Below are 16,582 nucleotides of genomic sequence, written 5' to 3'. Positions count from 1 at the left end.
GTTAATCATGACATTAGAAATTTTAGGACATTACTTGTTTGGATCAGTAAAATTCTTGGATTTACTCACAATCGCTATGTTATTAGATATAATCACAGGCGTTCTAAGAGCGTGGAAAGAAGGTCACCTTAGAAGTCGGAATGCACTATTCGGATATGCTCGTAAAATCGGCATATTCGGGATAATTATTGCTGCCAATATCATTGATAAAATATTAGGCTTAAATGGGGCTGTGGCTTATGCTACGGTCATTTTTTATATAGCCAATGAATTACTATCCATCTTAGAGAATTGCGCTCAATTAGGCTTAAAAGTACCGTCTGTTCTAGCTGATAAGTTGCAAGTTATTAAAGATAAAGAGGATAAAGGAGAGGGTAAATAATGTCATTCATTTCCGAAATTGCTCCACATGCACAACAAATTAAAAAGAATTTTAACATTTTAGCTTCATTAGTAATTGCTCAAGCCTGCTTAGAGTCTAACTATGGTAAAAGTGGACTAGCTGTTAAGGGGAAGAATTTATTCGGTGTAAAAGGCTCGTATAACGGTCAATCTGTAACCATGCAAACCACAGAATATAAAGGCAATAAACCTTATAGAGTGGATGCAGCGTTTAGAAAATATCCATCATGGTATGAATCTTTATGTGACCTTGCTAATTTATACGTAAATGGAGTATCGTGGGACAGAAACAAATACAAAAACATAATAGGTGAGACGGATTATAAGAAAGCTGCAAAGAATGTTCAAGCTGATGGATATGCTACGGATCCAAACTATGCAAATAAGCTAATTAAAGTCATTGAAGATAATAACCTAACACAATATGATGAAGTGAAGCAAAGTGCAAAAGCAAAAAAACCTTCTAATAAAAAAAGGTTGTATCTCCCTAAGACTGCTTCATCCTGGAGAGTATACCCAACCAATAAAGCGCCAGTTAAGGGAAATGAAAAAGGTTTTCTCAACCCTAAAAAGTTCGGTGGTTTGGAGTATGAAATCTTAGGAAATCCACAGAAAGATGTGTATACAATTCAAACTCGCGACTTTGGAAAAGTGAATATTTATGCTGCACCAAGTACAGGTGCAAAGGTTAAATAAATAAGAAAGCCCTTCTCAATTGAGAGGGGCTGCTTTTTCTTTTTTTATTTTTATTCGCCTTTATAAAGTCATACAAAAAGAACAAAAGAATGATCGGGGCGTTAAATAATAACGCTGGCGGATACCACAACCAACCACCAACAATAGTGAAAATAAACGAAATGACAAAACTCCAAACCAAAACAACAATTGTATCTTTCTTATATTTTGTTGCAGCATTCACAAGCCAATAAACAAGATTCCAAATAATAAATCCGTAGCCAATGGAACCCATTATATCTACGATAATATCGACAATATCCATGCCCATCCCCCTTTACTTTATATATCCTTTTTGTTTCCATTCAAATAAATCAAACGTTTCTTCCATTTCCTTTACTAACTCCGTAATATTACGGTCACCATTATAAAACACTTTTTCTATCTCAAGATATCGTCCACCCATCTCCATACTTGCTTCATAAATACGCGCATATGCCCATTTTGCTGCTTCTCTATCTGGATCAACCTTAAAATATTTTCTCTTCACATGTGGATTGGTAAATAATAATATCCCTCCACCACTTTCTCTTACATGAATCTGAATATGTATTTGCATTTTACTTACTCCGTTCGTATAAATCATCTACTTTTACACCTAATAAATCAGCTAAAAGATAAGCTTTATCTATCGGGATTAAGCTTCTTCCTGTTTCGTAATTCCTTAACTGATGAACACTTACATTTAGTTTATCGGCAATGAAATTTTTCTTCAATCCACTATTTTTAATTAGTTCTTCTATTTTGCTTTTCATATTATCACCTGTTAAAACTATTCAACATCATTTTCTTTTCTCCTTTCGTAAATTTAATTTACGTGTACCTGCATTATTATTTACGTTTTGCGTATCTATATATCAAGACATATAAAAGGAGGTATATCCATGGAGACGAAAGATGTTGAAATGGCGCAGTTAATTGATAAGTTGGTGGATTTTCAGTTTGAAAACAAGTTGAGTAATAGAGAGATGATTTTATTACTATTCCGTATTTCTATGAGTTTATCGAAGGAGGATTTATCATGACGTATGAAGTGATACCATTTACAAAATTTATGTCAGTCGGACTTACTCCCTTACCAATCGTTGAAGGGTATATCTTTTTCGGTAGCATGTCCCTTGTTTTACTTGGAGTGATTGTCCTAGAAAAGTTCTTTGGGATAACTATAAACGATGCTATGGTGAAGGTAATCATGTTCGCTACATTCCTTGGTATGATTGCATGGTTTATATTAAAGAACCCTTTCATGCGATATTTAGCGATAGGTTTCTAGTGGATATAGTAAGTGGATATAGTTATTTTGCTTTATATCTTGTTTTATTATTTTGTCCATTTTGTAGTTTGATTTTAAAACAATTATCTCATTGATAATTCCATTATCTGATTCGATAATTTCAAGGAGGGGCGCACATGATAGAATGGTTAATACCGCCAATCGCAATAGGGGCAGTAGCGCTTATGCCAACTAGTAGAATGAACGAAAGAAAGATTATTGAGTCATGCTTTCATCGTCTTGAGTTGCTTGTCAAAGAGGACGATAAAGTGTATGTACCAACATTCAAAGAAAAGAAAAAAGGAGATGGTTATACCTGTTACGTGTACAAATTACCAAGAGGGTTGCATAGTGAAGAAATTATAAACGATGCCATTATCATTGAAGAAGCATTAAAGAAACCTGTAGAGATTGAATATAACTATTTTCTTCATATATACGTGTACGATAAAGACTTACCTAAAATGTTTCCTTATAAAGACGTTCCAGACGTTAAAGGGTGGCGAATTCCAGTAGGCAAAACTCATAGGGATATTATCTATCATGATTATGATAAAACTCCACATATGACCATTGCAGGAACTACACGATTTGGAAAAACAGTTATGCTTAAGAACATCATGACGTATCTTATCGAACACCATCCCGAGGAAGTTTCTTTCTATATTATTGATCTAAAAGGAGGATTAGAGTTTGAACGTTATCGCAAATTGCAACAAGTAAATGACATAGCAACCAATCAAGAAGAAGCTGCTATTATGTTAAATACCATCCATGACAATATTAAAGAACGTGAAGCGATATTTCGCAAGAATTTATGGTCTAACATTATCGACACTCCAATCAAAAACCGCACTTTCATTATTGTAGATGAAGCCGCACAACTCACACCCGATTCCTCCATGAGTAAAGAAGAAAAGGAACTATTAGAAGGTTGCCAACGTGTTCTATCCGAAGTCGCAAGGGTAGCTGGAGCATTAGGATACAGATTAATTTATTGCACTCAATATCCAACTGCTGACTGTATGCCAAGACAAGTAAAAATGAATGCTGATGGAAAGATTTCATTTCGTTTGCCGGCTGGATATGCTTCCAAAGTAGCCATTGATGAAACAGGAGCAGAAAAACTTCCATCTAACATACCCGGAAGAGGATTATACAAAACTCACGAACTAAAGAAATTCCAATCCCCTTACATCAGCGATAAAGAAATGATGGAGCGTTTAGGAGGTTTTATGCGTGTTGCCCCAAACCGAGAGAAAAAGACAGAGACACGAAGCTATACTATTGACCTTGGATAAATTGGAATTTGTAACAAAAGGTCAATTACAAGCTATTCATAACTTAGGAGGAGGGAAAAATGCTTATCGAATCCTCAAAGAAATAAAGGAGGAAGGGTATATTCAATGTAAACGAATAGTGGAAAACATTTATTACTTAACCAAAGAAGGAAGGGAGTTAATAGGATCAACCAAAGATGTGAAGTGGAATCAGAATGTCGAGCATACCTTAATGAGAAATGATTTATATGTCTTGCTTGGTTGCCCGGATAATTGGAAGAATGAACCGCAAGTAAAAGTTAAAGTAAAAGATGGTTTAAGTCATAAAGAGATAAACTTTCGACCGGATGCACGTTTTTATCAAAAAGGAGTTCATCACTTTGTAGAAATTGACAATGTTCAAAGCATGGGAGAAAACAAAAAGAAATTGCAAATATATTATGAAGTGAAGGAAGCATTTAAAATGCAATTTGGTCATGACCCAAAGATTATCTTCTTTACGAAATCAGAACTAAGAAAAAGACGGTTAGCAGAATGGGGAGAAGGATTAAATTTGCATATTTACATTAAATAAATAAAAAAGGTCAAGCGATTGACCACTTGACCACCAAAATGCTCACACAGTAGCGTTAACTAGGGTGAGTATAAATATATAAAAAGAGGGGTGTTTTGTCTCAAAACCGTTGATATATAAGGATTTTTGAGTTTATCGTTAATCGGATGAAACTAGAGTTTTTATAGAGTATAGTCCAGATATTATAATTGTTGGTGAGATTCGAGACCATGAAACCGCCGAAATTGCTGTACGGGCTGCATTAACAGGTCATTTAGTTCTAAGTACTATGCATACAAGAGATGCGAAAGGAGCAATTTATCGATTATTAGAATTTGGGATTAAGCAAATGGAATTGGAGCAAACACTAATTGGCATAACTGCACAGCGACTCGTTACGCTTAGCTGTCCATTTTGTGGGGATCGATGTTCAAAATACTGTTCGCGCTACCACGAAAAAAGAAGAGCGGCTGTTTATGAGTTATTGTATGGAAAGTCATTGAAGTGTGTATTAGACGAGGCTAGTGGTTTAGAAACACCGTATCAATACGTAACGTTAAGAGAAATTTTACGAAAGGGGATTGCACTTGGTTATATCTCTAAACAAGAGTATAATCGCTGGGTTTTTGAAACGGAACAAGCAAACCTTGAAAGAGCAGGGTATATTTTTAAATAGACTCGGTGATATGCTGCAGAATGGATTTTCAATAGCGGATGCCATTGATTTTTTAGGAAGAGTGGATCAAAAATATTATACACATAGAATGTTAATGAAATTACAAAACGGAATTCCGATTCATGAAATTCTAAGTGAAGAGCAATTCGATAAAAAAGCTTGTGCCCAAATGTTTTTTGCTGAGAAGCATGGGAATATCGCATTGGCCTTCAAGGAAGCTGGTAATTATTTAGTTAAAAGAGATAATGAACGAAGGACAATCCTTAAATTATTACAATATCCATTGATTTTAATAGGGATTCTCATTCTTATACTATTTATGTTAAAAACACTATTACTCACACAATTTGCTAACCTCTATTCCTCCATGGATTATCAACCTTCCCTATTTATTCGCTTTTTTACTCAATTTATGGAGAAAGGGCCGTTTTATGTAACAATTTTCAGTGGAAATGTTTTTTTGATTATCCTTCTTTCAAGTGTTTTTTTCTCAAAAAGAACAACTATTGAGAAAGCTGAAATGATTGCTCGAATACCTGTAATACGGACATATTCCCGATTGTTGAATAGTCAGTTTTTAGCGAGGGAATGTTCTTTCTTACTGCATAGTGGTTTATCGATCAATGAGGTATTAGAATGTATGGCTCAACAGCATTACCGACCACTAGTGAAGAATATAGCAGAACTGATTCGTAAAGATCTAACATTAGGCTATTCCTTTTCCTATTCCCTTTCAAAGTTTTCCTTCTATGATCCTCAGTTATTTATTGTTATCCAACATGGTGAAAAAAATGGCAGATTAGACCAAGAATTGCAATATTATAGCCGCTTTTGTCTTGGTCAAATAGAGGAAAAAATGGAAAAGGTATTTAAAGTTTTGCAGCCACTTATGTTTAGCATGATTGGACTATTAGTACTGGCAGTCTATATGTCCATTATGCTGCCGATGTTTGATATGATGAATTCGATTTAAGGGGGTATTTCATTTGAAACTAGTAAAAAATCAAAATGCCTTTACATTAATAGAAATGTTAGTCGTCTTATTAATAATAACGATATTAATATTTGTAGCAATTCCAAATATCACAAAACATAGCAAAAATATTAATAATAAAGGATGCGAAGCTTTTGTGAAATGGAATAAATACAGTTCATCCTCTTTTCAATGCTGATTTTACAAGGGTTTCAGGGTTTGGTCAAGAATTATAAAATCCTAAAAAAGATTGCACAAAAAAAGAGGGAGAACTAAAACCTGAATATTTCACAAATAAAAAGTACCCACTTAGGATAGAGTAGGTACTAATTTGTTGAAAGCATCTTGCAACTCTTGAACATCCTTATATCTGCTGAAAGGGTCATCTGCAATGCCCTTTTCAATAAATTTCTTAAAGTCATTATTTTTATAAGAATCCAATTTGATTTTTCCAGTCATTACAAAATAGACAATTCTGGTTAAGGCATATGTTTCATGGAAAATGGTATATTTATCAAAGCCAATTAACTCTAATTTAGGGTCATTAAAATATCCTTTAATTGTAGTATTCTTGTTAGTTAATACACTGTTCTCTAATTTGACTAGTCCAAAATCTGATACCTTAATTACATTTAAACCCTCATATTTCTTAATCAATATATTTTTTGTACTTATATCTCTGTGTAAAACACCTTTACTATTAATGTATTTAAATGCCCTAAGTATTTGTCTAATTAGATTTACTCTTTCTTTAACTCCCATAGTCCCATTATTTTTTAAAATATATGATTCTAATGTATCATCTGCAAATTCCATCACATATTGCTGCTTTTCATCATCAAAGTGATATACCTCAATAACATATGGTGAATTTAACTTTTTCATTTCTTCAAATTCTCTCTTAAATCTTTCATACTCATCTTTTGTTAAATCTTTCTTTGCTTTTTTTATAACAAAAAACCTGTTGTAGTAATCATCTTTGTATTTATGGACAGTGGCATAGGAACCAGTGCCAATTGTTTTTGTAGGGAATGAAATGTTTTTATGAGCTCTTGATATGGATACCTGAGTATCAAAAGTAAATATAGGCTCAGCATCAATCAATTGAATAAATTCAAAATCATGAGGGATAGCACTCCCTCCACTTTCAACAAGAAATTTTTCACACTTATCAAATATCCCTTTGTAGTATGGAATAACAGTAAAATAATACTCTGTATCTTTCAATGTTGATTGTAATGAATATATTTCATCAATTAAGAACATTAATTGTCTACTTTCATAGGCATTATAATGCCTATTGCTCTTTAACTTACCATTTAAGAATATAAATAACTTATTAAGATAAAAGTGAAATGAAGAAAAAAACTCTTTAAATTCAGGAAAGTTTATGTCCTCATAAAAATCTATATATCTATTTACATTTTCATATGTAAATCTTTCAAAATGATCATCAACTTTATTCTTTATATATATTAAAAGGTTTTCCTGTATGGTAGGCATATTATTGCTCCTTTGGTAATTTTTATGAGGAAATTATATCATATTTTTATGGAAAATAATGATAATAGTAAATTAAGGAGTGGAGTGTAACAATCCTTTTTTGTTAAGATAAAATGGGTACAGAACATATAGAGGAGATTATTATTTATGATAGCTAGTTACCAAGAACTATTTGAAACTGGAAAAATAAAAACTGAGCATTTATTAATTGGAAATGGTTTTTCAATAGGTTTATGGAAAGATTTTAATTATTCTTCTCTGTATGAAAATCAAAGGGAGACACTTGATTACAAAGATAGAAGATTATTTGAGGAACTACATACAACTAACTTTGAGTATGTCTTAGAAAACATAAAGAGAGCTTTAAGCATAAATAAAATATTTAGTTATGAAACTGATGAGCTTATTGTAAGTTATGAAAGAATTAAAAGAGCATTAATAAATGGAGTTGTTAATGTCCATCCTAATAACTTTGATATTCAATTAAATAATGGAATTGACACTAATTATACTTTCAGTATTTTCACTAATAGTATTTTTACTACTAATTATGATCTTATTCCATATTGGCTACATGTTAAATTACATAATCAACACAGGACTATTAATGACTTTTTTAGAAGAAATGGCTTATATTATTTAAACTTTACACCTAAAAAAAATGATGACTCCTTAAATTTATATTACTTGCATGGTGGATTACATTTATTTGTTAATGAGGAAAATGTAATTGAAAAGGTAAGAAAGAATGGACATGAATTTTTAATTGATGCTGTTACTGAATCAATGGAGCAGAATAATATACCTCTTTATGTATCAGAAGGGAAATGGGAAGATAAGTTAGAACAAATACAATCAAATAAGTATTTAAGATTTTGTTATAACTCTTTAAGGGATATAAGTGGGCATTTAACAATCTATGGTCATGATTTAAATGAATCTGCTGATAAACATATAGTAGATGCAATAATAAATTCTAATGTAGATGTTATAGCTTATGGCATATATGACTTAGATAGAAAAGAGGCTACCTCTGAGAGAATTAGAAGTTATTTTCCAGATAAAGAAATTTACTTCTTTAACTCAATGACTTTTGATAAATCTGTTAAGTATATTAGTCATCCATTAGCTTGGGGAGAACCTAGAAACTGGTAAGATTTTAGGGGGAGTACAAATGGCAGATGATATTGATTATGATTACCTTGTTAATGATTTAGGAAAGCTTTGGACTGTGTTAAAAGATGATTTAAGCTCAGGTAAAGTTTTGTACAATGACATAGAAAAGTTAATTAGTGATTATGTCTTTTTTAAATCCTTTCATAGCATGTTTACAAAAGCTGTTGGTTATTTTGAGGAATCTTTGAAAGACATATTTCCAATGTATAGGGGAGCTAATGGAATACAAAGTCTTACAAATTACAATAGAATGATTCCTACACTTGAATATTCACAAAACCAAAATAGAATGAACCCACCAGGAACTGTATTTTTATATTTAGGTATTAACAAACAAAATAAATTCAATGAATCCATTACTACCTGCTTAAAAGAAATAAGAGCACCTCATGATTCTACAGCTACTGTATGTAGATTTCAGGTTACTGATTTAGGAAGAAATAAAAAAGTTGTTAATATTTGTGGGGATAGTAGCATACCTAAACAAATTCATGAGCTAGAGCAATATGTTAAGAAAAAATCCTATGATAAGAAATTCAGAGTTATGAATCATACAAAGCTCTCCAAGATAATTACAATGCTTTACTTTAATATATTCTCATCTGACCAAATTTTTAAGCCTGTTGAAACAGACAAACAAGATATAAAAAGGATGGAATATGCTCCTTTTCAAGCTATTGCAAATTATATAAAGGAGCAAGGTTATGCAGGTATGATTTATAAAAGCACAGTACATAAAAATGGAACTAACCTAGTGTTATTTGATACAGAGTATGCATCTGTTGTACCTAATACAATGAAACATGTAACAGTCTCTGATTATCTATAGGGGTAGCTCTTTGACTATGAGGTAACAACTAATAAAGAATATCTTCATAGAGAGCAGAAATGCTCTCCTTTTTGTTAGGGTTATGTAATCTCCTCCAATTTTTTAAACTGCAGCAGACTGTGTGGGCATTTAAAAAGGCAATATCTCAGTTAAATTTTCATTTTACTATACAAAAAAGCAGGAGAGGCAAATCCCCTACTTTACTATGTTATCTCTGTTGATTTTTATTGTCCCTTCTCCTGAAAATAGGAATACCTTTATACTAACATTAAACTTCTTCTTGAAAAATGTTAAATTGGACAGGGGTATAGTTAAGTGGAATTTTAAATTCCTTAAGATTTTCTACTTTTTTAAAATAATCATCTAACTCACCCTCATAGTTAAAATACCATTCTGATACTTTTAATTTTTTAAACTCTTTAACAGGATTAAAAACAAATTCACAATGCAGTTGTTGCATATTTCCATCCTCTATATCAGTGAATTGTCTAACAAGGTCAAAATAAAATAACTTCTCTCCAGTAAAGTTGAAAATTCCACACTGAAATAATATGGCTTTCTCTTCCTCTCCAACAACATCCTCTTTTGCAAAAGCTTTAAATTCCTCCCAAACCTTAAGAACATCATTTGTATTATCACCAATTTTATTTTTGAGGTAATTTTCAGCAGTAGCTATTGTAATCATTTAATAATCATCCTCTACAGAAAAATCATTTCTTCATAATTCTTCCCACTAATTTTATTTTATTTTATTTTATTTTCAAAAAAAACAAATCCAACATATAAGATTGAGTACCAAGCATAGTCATAACCTGTAAGCCTCTGGACAGAAAGTACCACTGACTATTTAAACAAAAAAAGCAGGAGAGGCACAGATAACCCCTCCTTTACTATTATTTCTGATAAAATTCATTCAAGAAAAACAGCTTGTTTATTGAATAAGTCAAAAATCTAAATCAGAATACATTCTAGCTGATGTAGAAGGAGAAAATCTTACTCTATATTTATTAGCAAGCTCCTGTTTCACTTTTTCAGTAAGTTGTTGCCCTTGTTTATTATGCTCATTTTCTAATTCTATTCCATTGGGGAGCAAAGTATCTTTACTCCAGTCAATCCATCTACCATAGATCATAGCCCACCTCATCAAATCATCCTTTAAATCCTCTGAAAGGGGAGCCTCTTCAATGTCAAAGTTACAGCCACATTGATTGCACCAAATAGGGTCTGCACTAACATCACCTTCAACCTTTAAATCAAAAGTTTGCTTATTCTCACAAAAACAGTGCATCTAAATTACACTCCTAATTGAAACTATTTATTCAATTTTAATATGTTCTAAAAAGCCTGTCCAATATCTCAGGCTCAGTCTCAAGCATATCCATGAAAATAATAAATGCATCAGGACTAAATGTGCCTTTAATAATGCTCCTAATATGGACACTAGGTAGGTTATAACCTGTAGGAGCTTTTCTTATTTGTGTGACAGTCATCCCCTTTATAAAGTGGAGATACATGATTGCTCCCAATAGCTCACCTGTATAACCTCTTTTATTTATGTTTACTCTCATTAGTTTGTAAGCCTTTTGACTCCATTGAGGAGCTTTGTTCCCTGACACTTTCCATGTATTAAAATTATAAATTATGCTCATTGATCCATTCTCCCTCTCTTGTAAAATAAAAGAGGCAGAGCAGCTTGCCCAACCTCTAAAAATTTCTTAATTACATTCTTTCTATCTGAGACATAGCAGAGATAATACTAGTATTACTGATACTAAAAACAACACCCTTATAATTAAGCCTTTCAGCATTAACACTAGCTGTAATGTCCCTTAGGATGTAACCCAAATGGTTAAGTTCATTTACTACAGACTGTAATGCCTTTACAATCTGAGCTTTGTTAGCTTGATTGATAATTGGCTTTACTGTACCAATAAGTTGATAAATTTCACTTGATAAGGCTTTATGAGCTTTGTACCCCTCATATAGTGCATCAATAATATCCTGTCTTGCTTTACCACCTAGTAGTAATTGAGTTGAGGCAATTCCTGCAATTCTCTCCTCTTTTTCCTGAATGGACTTATTTATGGTCATAACCTGAGCCACAATGTCACCTTTAACATCTAGATTGTTAATGGACTCTTTCAGCTCTACAACTTCAGCCTCTAGAGCTTTCTTTTCTGTTGTTAAATTTTTGGATAAATTATTATATTGCTCATGTACTGCCTGAGCATTTTCTATAGTTTTATGAGTATCTTTAAAAGTCTCAAGCTGAGACTTAAAGTCATTTACTAGAACATCCTGAGCCTTATTTTCTAGTCCTAACATTGCCAAAGTAGCCATAAAGTTCACTTGTAATTTATTCATTATAAATTCCCCCAATAATTTTTTAGTCTATTTCAATCACATTTAATTCCTCATATTCCTCAGTGAGAACATCATCACCAGAGTAAACCTCATAGTCTAGGTAGCAGTTTATTGGATGGTAAAGATAAAACTCCTGTCCATCCTTTTTTCTAATTTTGATAGCCTCTAGGAGCTTTCTTTCATTGTAGACATTTTGTAATAGATGCTTATGAATGATTACTCCTACCTGCTGTCTAGTAAGTCCTACTAGCTTTCCTATACTCTCCTGTGAAATCCATGCAAAGCCATCCTTATCAGTATGAGATGCAATAACAAGCAATACTTTTAGTGCTGATGGATGGAGCTTAGACAGTCCCCCTTGAGCAATAAAATCCTTGTCTAATGATAGGTAAGCCTTTTTCTCAATTTCATCAGCAGAAAGATTGTAGGACTCTCTGACAGATAAATGGACAAATGGCTCTTGCTCAATATCAGAGGTACAAAGTCTTTCCTTGAGTAGAGCTTTCCCCTGCTGAATAGTTTCTCTTGGGATATGCTTGGAGTAGTCTTTTTCATTTACTACATTCATTGAATTTACTTACCTCCTCCCATAGATATTGTTGTAATTGTTGTTACTCAATTTGATACAAAGAAAAGGGATATACTATCCATCCTTTACAACCTATCAAGTCTTTCTCAGCTTTCTAGTCTTTCAGTTCTTTAGTGTTAAGTAGACATTCCCCCCTCTGATTGTTGGATAGTAGGGACAAATGGGATTGATTGACTGCCCCACATGACTATATTTAGATGTAACTTTGAAACTGTGACATGGTTGATAATGTCCCTGCTCAACCTGCCTTCATATTTACCATTAGATGAAAGTATTGAGCTGTGACAGGCAATGCAATTCTTTTTCCATAACTACTCAACCTGTCCACATACCTATCATTAGAGGAGGAATTTAAAACTGTGACATATTGCAGCTATCTGTTGAAAAAACTTTTTAAAATTAAATGGAGGAATGGAGGAAATAAGGAGGTATTCTGCCTCAGTTAAAAATTTATTGGAAGGAATAAGGATGATGTTATGAAAAAGGAGTGTAAAAAGCATGGTCTTGGATTATTTAGTACAGTAAAGTGTTGATGTACCAATGCTTAAAACATCCAAGATTCCAAGAATGTCCAAGACATAAAAATATTTATTTTCTGACCTTTCAGTTTGAAAAATAGGAGGGGGGACTATTGAGAATTAAAGATGAAACAAAAAAAGAGCAGTTCCTCAGAGGATGCCCTTCTCCTTTGCAATATTGTACAGTGATGCTCTGCTTACCTTAGTGATCTGACAGATTTCCTTAACTGTCTTTCCATTGGTTTCTCTGTTTGCAAACAGCTCTAATGCATGGACTAAAGCAGGGTTTTTATCAGTGTATTTCTTAGGCTTACCTTTGTACTTACCTTGAGCTTTTGCTACAGCTATTCCTTCTCTTTGTCTTTCCAGTATCATTTCTCTTTCCCATTCTGCTACAGATAAAAGGATGTTTCTGATTAGCTTTGAGGTAGGAGAGCCATCAAACATACCCATATTTAAAACATGCAGCTTGATCCCCTTTTCTGTAAGCTCATCCACAAGCTGTATGCCTTCTTTGACATTCCTAGCCACTCTATCCATCTTGGTAACAATAAGTGTATCTCCTGCCTGTAGGATGCTTAGCAGAGCCTGTAAACCTTCTCTCTGAGTGTTCTTGCCTGTTGCCTTATCTTTATATATTTCCTCTGCTCCTGCCTCTTGTAGAGCCTTTACTTGAGCCTCTAGATGTTGGTCTGCTGTTGATACCCTTGCATATCCATATTGCTTAGCCATCTATGTTAACCTCCTGATATAACAGTAAATAGACATTTAAAATAGACTCTATAAACCTAGTATAATCAAGGATTACTTTATTGTCTATTTTGGGTAAGGTTTAAATGGACACTATGAGCTCTAAGGGGGTACAGGGGGGACTAGGGGGTAAGGAGCAGGGAGAGAAGTGCCTGAAATATAGCTACAATTAAAAAAAACTAAATTGGTAATATTACCCACTGTGTATTATAGTGAGCTTTGATTAAGGAAAATTTACCAATAGTAATATGCATATTTTATGTTTAGAATTTGCTCAAAGAATGGATTTTTGACAATAATTGAGGTGAATTATATGTGGCTTGATGTTATTGAAATTGCTGTTTTTCTACTTATTTTAGGATCACTGACTCTTTCCTTTAAAATCTTTAAAATTAGTGAACAGAAGAAGAACATTGTGTTTTTATGCCTCATTGTACTTTTAAGCTTAATCATTATTACAGACACAACTGAAAATGCTAATCACAAGTTACCAATATTTATGGGATTGATACTTGCTGCTACTGGATTAGTAAGGAAACTAAAACAAAAGAAATAATGTACAATCCTGCTATGGGGGTATTACAGTGAGTTTATTATTAACCAAAGTTTATAAAGAAGTTTTCAAAGATTATGCTGAAAGTTTAGGATTCAAACTAAAAGGTTCCTTATTTATTAAAGTAGTGGGGAATGAGATTATTCAAACCATATATTTATTTAAAAGCAGTCCAATTGATTTCACATTAAACATTGGACTATTTCCATTTTGTATTAAGAATGACAAGGTCTTTTTAAGAGAAGGAAATTTTAGACTTGATGATTTTTTAACCAATGCTGATTACTGGGAATTTGACAGACTTAATTACAATAAGACAGTTTCTGTTGTTAATGATGTATTAGCAGTTTTCCAAAAGCATGTTGCTCCTGTTCTTGAAAAGGTAACAGACCTTAAAACATATTTGGACTTTGTAAATAAGCATGAGTTAGAGAAATATGGTGAAGTGCTTTGGAATGTTGATAAATTGTACTCTTACCTTAAACTAGGGGATTATAACACAGCAAATTTGATAATTGCTGATTTGGAAAAACATACTTTAGATGTTGCTGAAACAAATAAAGTCTTATACTCAAGTAAAGAGAAGTATGAGAAATATTTACAAATGCTGAAAGATGAGTTACTCCCTTACCTTGAAATTAAACAAGCAATTAAAAATGCAAATATTCATTTTATTAATGCTTTGATAACAAAAAATGAGAATGACACAAAAAATCTCTTGGGGAAATTTGGTTTTTAATAAGGAGTAATATAATTTGACATGAAAAATAAAGGATACTTTGACAATGAAAATTATACTGGTAATCACATACACATAGACAATTATAAAGATCAATTTACTTTTTATTTAGAGGCAATTGCTTTGGAAAGGTATGATAAAACTTTGGATTTGTTTTTTAATGAATTTGAAAACAAACAAGAATATACAGCATTATTTGATAATCAGGAACATCACTATACTGATTACTTTGGGGTATTCTTAGGAAACATTAAAACAGAGCAAGGTGCCAATGATATGTTTAAAAATTGGGTTGATACAGTGTTATATCCATACAGAGAAAAAAAGATTGGTAAAAACTCATAAATAAAAGCCTCTAAGGGAGTTATCACAAGAGTGAAAATGAAAAGTAAAAATTATTCTTTTAAAGAAATGAATCTTTTTGAAAGGGTAATTGCTGTTTCAGCAATAACATTACTTATAATTGTTTGTGTTTCAATTATTATTGGGAGCATTTTCTTTGGGATTGCAGGATTTTTAAAATTATTTGGAGTAAGGTATGAATCTTTTTCATCACTATTACTTTTTGTTTTGTTATATTTCATTATTGGCTTTATTCTTGATTTAATTGCAATGGTTTTTATTAGAGTAGCAACTCAGAATATAACAGGTAAAACTAAACTATTTCTCACAAGGATGATTATAGACTGCACATTTTCTTGGGTAGCATTTCATGTAGCAGATGAAATAATTAGTGGTATTTCTATTCAATTAACAACAGAAATCATTGCTGTTCTATTCTTTCATTTGGTTGGGATGGCTTTTGAGGAAAAAGAAAAAAAGGAACAAGGTGAATAAAGCTTGAATAAAGATTCTTTATTAGCTGTTTTAGTTACTATTGTGGTAGTTACATTCACAAAGGACTTAAATATTTGGGATAGTTGGATAATTACAGAAATAGTTAGATTAATCCTTTGTTTTATTGCTGTATTTATTGTTGCAGTAATAGTAAAAAAAGTTTTTCCTAAAGAAAGATAGAGGTGAGATTATTGAAATTCAATCAAATGACAGATGAAGAAAAAAGAAAATTATTAATGGCAATTTACTTTTTAAGCAAAGGTTTACACCAATTAGATAGACTACAGGATAAATTCAGGGAAAAGGAAACAGATGCAGAAGCAAAAGAAGCTTTTGAAAAGAAACTAAATCTTTCTGCAGCTATTGCCAGAATTAATGATTTATACCTTTATTCAGAAGATGAAACAGAAAATGAGCAGATACAGGCATTAGAGGATGAGGTCTTTGAATGGATTGAGGATACTGGGTTTACTGAGGAAGTAAGGAAGTATTTTGATAAAGATAGTATCATGTTTAGTTAAAAAACACTTATTAACCAATAAAACAGTTTAGATTGGGGGACTAGATTTTTGTGTTAGTAATGCTTGGAGTAGTCCTCTTAATAATTGGTCTGGCATCTGCTATATACTTATTGAGCTATGGTTATAAAGAATTTAAGAAAGATGAAACCAAAAAATCAAAAAAAGTATTTTTTTTAATCATAGGCTTATCTGAAATTTTAAGTCCAAGCAGTCTCAGTGGTTTTGCTTTCTTGTTATCACTTGGAGCTATTCTTATTGGTATTGTACTTATTACAAGTCACTAACTAATACTGTAATTTAGGAATAGATCA

The 16,582-nt window shown here is 32.3% G+C and carries 25 protein-coding genes and 3 pseudogenes; 18 read left to right on the top strand and 10 right to left on the bottom strand.

Annotated elements, in window-relative coordinates:
* The first annotated feature begins 7 nt into the window (after nucleotides 1–7).
* The gene (locus CWO92_RS06890) at nucleotides 8–382 is read left to right on the top strand and encodes a phage holin family protein (protein ID WP_437177518.1); all 375 of its coding nucleotides are present in this window, start codon (nucleotides 8–10) and stop codon (nucleotides 380–382) included.
* Nucleotides 382–837, top strand: a pseudogene (locus tag CWO92_RS25950) (glycoside hydrolase family 73 protein); the annotation flags it as partial. The gene CWO92_RS06890 and the pseudogene CWO92_RS25950, both read left to right, overlap by 1 nt.
* A 253-nt stretch (nucleotides 838–1,090) precedes the next feature.
* On the opposite strand, the gene CWO92_RS06880 reads toward CWO92_RS25950, so the two are convergent.
* Genes CWO92_RS06880 through CWO92_RS06870 form a run of 3 tightly spaced genes read right to left on the bottom strand, consistent with a single transcriptional unit; the run spans nucleotide 1,091 to nucleotide 1,892 of the window.
* Entirely contained in the window at nucleotides 1,091–1,402 is a 312-nt protein-coding gene (locus CWO92_RS06880; protein WP_101353458.1) for a hypothetical protein, read from the bottom strand.
* 12 nt (nucleotides 1,403–1,414) lie between these two features.
* Nucleotides 1,415–1,696, bottom strand: a complete 282-nt coding sequence (locus CWO92_RS06875) for a hypothetical protein (RefSeq protein WP_101353457.1) — start codon at nucleotides 1,694–1,696, stop codon at nucleotides 1,415–1,417.
* A 1-nt stretch (nucleotide 1,697) separates the two neighbouring features.
* Nucleotides 1,698–1,892, bottom strand: coding sequence for a helix-turn-helix transcriptional regulator (locus CWO92_RS06870; RefSeq protein WP_101353456.1), 195 nt, complete (start codon nucleotides 1,890–1,892; stop codon nucleotides 1,698–1,700).
* Between the two features lie 129 nt (nucleotides 1,893–2,021).
* On the opposite strand from CWO92_RS06870, the gene CWO92_RS25265 reads away from it, so the two are divergent.
* The 7 genes and pseudogenes from CWO92_RS25265 to CWO92_RS25940 form a co-directional block, all read left to right on the top strand.
* Nucleotides 2,022–2,162, top strand: coding sequence for a hypothetical protein (locus CWO92_RS25265; RefSeq protein ID WP_165786615.1), 141 nt, complete (start codon nucleotides 2,022–2,024; stop codon nucleotides 2,160–2,162).
* Nucleotides 2,159–2,410, top strand: coding sequence for a hypothetical protein (locus CWO92_RS06865; protein WP_101353455.1), 252 nt, complete (start codon nucleotides 2,159–2,161; stop codon nucleotides 2,408–2,410). Before CWO92_RS25265 ends, CWO92_RS06865 begins: the two co-directional genes overlap by 4 nt.
* A 137-nt stretch (nucleotides 2,411–2,547) precedes the next feature.
* Nucleotides 2,548–3,711, top strand: a complete 1,164-nt coding sequence (locus CWO92_RS06860; RefSeq protein WP_101353454.1) for an FtsK/SpoIIIE domain-containing protein — start codon at nucleotides 2,548–2,550, stop codon at nucleotides 3,709–3,711.
* Complete coding sequence (locus tag CWO92_RS06855; RefSeq protein WP_101353453.1) at nucleotides 3,650–4,264, top strand: replication-relaxation family protein; 615 nt, start codon at nucleotides 3,650–3,652, stop codon at nucleotides 4,262–4,264. Before CWO92_RS06860 ends, CWO92_RS06855 begins: the two co-directional genes overlap by 62 nt.
* A gap of 154 nt (nucleotides 4,265–4,418) precedes the next feature.
* A pseudogene (locus CWO92_RS26260) lies at nucleotides 4,419–4,919 on the top strand (ATPase, T2SS/T4P/T4SS family); the annotation flags it as partial.
* Nucleotides 4,891–5,892 (top strand): competence type IV pilus assembly protein ComGB, encoded by a 1,002-nt coding sequence (gene comGB, locus CWO92_RS06845; RefSeq protein ID WP_101353451.1) that lies wholly within the window; start codon nucleotides 4,891–4,893, stop codon nucleotides 5,890–5,892. The pseudogene CWO92_RS26260 and the gene comGB, both read left to right, overlap by 29 nt.
* Nucleotides 5,893–5,905: 13 nt before the next feature.
* Nucleotides 5,906–6,055, top strand: a pseudogene (locus CWO92_RS25940) (prepilin-type N-terminal cleavage/methylation domain-containing protein); the annotation flags it as partial.
* A 146-nt stretch (nucleotides 6,056–6,201) separates the two neighbouring features.
* Here the strand turns inward: CWO92_RS25940 and CWO92_RS06835 are convergent.
* A complete protein-coding gene (locus tag CWO92_RS06835) occupies nucleotides 6,202–7,395 on the bottom strand; it encodes a protein kinase domain-containing protein (protein ID WP_101353449.1) in 1,194 nt (397 codons plus the stop codon).
* 147 nt (nucleotides 7,396–7,542) lie between these two features.
* Here CWO92_RS06835 and CWO92_RS06830 point away from each other — a divergent pair, with 147 nt between their 5' ends.
* Both CWO92_RS06830 and CWO92_RS06825 read left to right on the top strand, forming a co-directional pair.
* A complete protein-coding gene (locus CWO92_RS06830; RefSeq protein WP_101353448.1) occupies nucleotides 7,543–8,550 on the top strand; it encodes a DUF4917 family protein in 1,008 nt (335 codons plus the stop codon).
* Nucleotides 8,551–8,569: 19 nt separating this feature from the next.
* A complete protein-coding gene (locus CWO92_RS06825; protein ID WP_101353447.1) occupies nucleotides 8,570–9,400 on the top strand; it encodes an RES family NAD+ phosphorylase in 831 nt (276 codons plus the stop codon).
* 268 nt (nucleotides 9,401–9,668) lie between these two features.
* Here the strand turns inward: CWO92_RS06825 and CWO92_RS06820 are convergent, their stop codons facing one another.
* The 6 genes from CWO92_RS06820 to CWO92_RS06795 all read right to left on the bottom strand — a co-directional run bounded on the left by CWO92_RS06820 (nucleotide 9,669) and on the right by CWO92_RS06795 (nucleotide 13,603).
* A complete protein-coding gene (locus CWO92_RS06820; protein WP_101353446.1) occupies nucleotides 9,669–10,085 on the bottom strand; it encodes a hypothetical protein in 417 nt (138 codons plus the stop codon).
* Nucleotides 10,086–10,343: 258 nt separating this feature from the next.
* A complete protein-coding gene (locus CWO92_RS06815) occupies nucleotides 10,344–10,688 on the bottom strand; it encodes an immunity protein CdiI family protein (protein WP_101353445.1) in 345 nt (114 codons plus the stop codon).
* Between the two features lie 37 nt (nucleotides 10,689–10,725).
* Nucleotides 10,726–11,049: a hypothetical protein gene (locus CWO92_RS06810; RefSeq protein ID WP_101353444.1), complete on the bottom strand. Its 324-nt coding sequence runs from the start codon at nucleotides 11,047–11,049 to the stop codon at nucleotides 10,726–10,728.
* Nucleotides 11,050–11,119: 70 nt separating this feature from the next.
* Nucleotides 11,120–11,764: a hypothetical protein gene (locus CWO92_RS06805; RefSeq protein ID WP_101353443.1), complete on the bottom strand. Its 645-nt coding sequence runs from the start codon at nucleotides 11,762–11,764 to the stop codon at nucleotides 11,120–11,122.
* A gap of 22 nt (nucleotides 11,765–11,786) precedes the next feature.
* Nucleotides 11,787–12,332 (bottom strand): helix-turn-helix domain-containing protein, encoded by a 546-nt coding sequence (locus tag CWO92_RS06800; protein WP_101353442.1) that lies wholly within the window; start codon nucleotides 12,330–12,332, stop codon nucleotides 11,787–11,789.
* Between the two features lie 689 nt (nucleotides 12,333–13,021).
* Nucleotides 13,022–13,603: a recombinase family protein gene (locus tag CWO92_RS06795; protein ID WP_101353441.1), complete on the bottom strand. Its 582-nt coding sequence runs from the start codon at nucleotides 13,601–13,603 to the stop codon at nucleotides 13,022–13,024.
* A 331-nt stretch (nucleotides 13,604–13,934) separates the two neighbouring features.
* Here CWO92_RS06795 and CWO92_RS06790 point away from each other — a divergent pair, with 331 nt between their 5' ends.
* Genes CWO92_RS06790 through CWO92_RS06765 form a run of 7 tightly spaced genes read left to right on the top strand, consistent with a single transcriptional unit; the run spans nucleotide 13,935 to nucleotide 16,555 of the window.
* The gene (locus CWO92_RS06790; protein WP_101353440.1) at nucleotides 13,935–14,177 is read left to right on the top strand and encodes a hypothetical protein; all 243 of its coding nucleotides are present in this window, start codon (nucleotides 13,935–13,937) and stop codon (nucleotides 14,175–14,177) included.
* Between the two features lie 28 nt (nucleotides 14,178–14,205).
* The gene (locus CWO92_RS06785) at nucleotides 14,206–14,913 is read left to right on the top strand and encodes a hypothetical protein (RefSeq protein ID WP_101353439.1); all 708 of its coding nucleotides are present in this window, start codon (nucleotides 14,206–14,208) and stop codon (nucleotides 14,911–14,913) included.
* A gap of 21 nt (nucleotides 14,914–14,934) precedes the next feature.
* Nucleotides 14,935–15,258 (top strand): hypothetical protein, encoded by a 324-nt coding sequence (locus tag CWO92_RS06780; RefSeq protein ID WP_101353438.1) that lies wholly within the window; start codon nucleotides 14,935–14,937, stop codon nucleotides 15,256–15,258.
* Between the two features lie 36 nt (nucleotides 15,259–15,294).
* A complete protein-coding gene (locus tag CWO92_RS06775; RefSeq protein WP_235851570.1) occupies nucleotides 15,295–15,750 on the top strand; it encodes a YrvL family regulatory protein in 456 nt (151 codons plus the stop codon).
* A 3-nt stretch (nucleotides 15,751–15,753) separates the two neighbouring features.
* Nucleotides 15,754–15,930, top strand: coding sequence for a hypothetical protein (locus tag CWO92_RS25260; protein WP_165786613.1), 177 nt, complete (start codon nucleotides 15,754–15,756; stop codon nucleotides 15,928–15,930).
* 11 nt (nucleotides 15,931–15,941) lie between these two features.
* A complete protein-coding gene (locus CWO92_RS06770) occupies nucleotides 15,942–16,271 on the top strand; it encodes a hypothetical protein (RefSeq protein ID WP_101353436.1) in 330 nt (109 codons plus the stop codon).
* A gap of 50 nt (nucleotides 16,272–16,321) precedes the next feature.
* Nucleotides 16,322–16,555 (top strand): hypothetical protein, encoded by a 234-nt coding sequence (locus CWO92_RS06765; protein WP_101353435.1) that lies wholly within the window; start codon nucleotides 16,322–16,324, stop codon nucleotides 16,553–16,555.
* The last annotated feature ends 27 nt before the right edge of the window (nucleotides 16,556–16,582 follow it).

Origin of the sequence: Heyndrickxia camelliae (assembly GCF_002844575.1) — a bacterium.
In the GTDB taxonomy this organism is placed as follows: Bacteria; Bacillota; Bacilli; order Bacillales; family Bacillaceae_C; genus Margalitia; species Margalitia camelliae.
The sequence above is the reverse complement of the archived record's forward strand: the minus strand, read 5'-3'. Positions and strand labels throughout refer to the sequence as shown.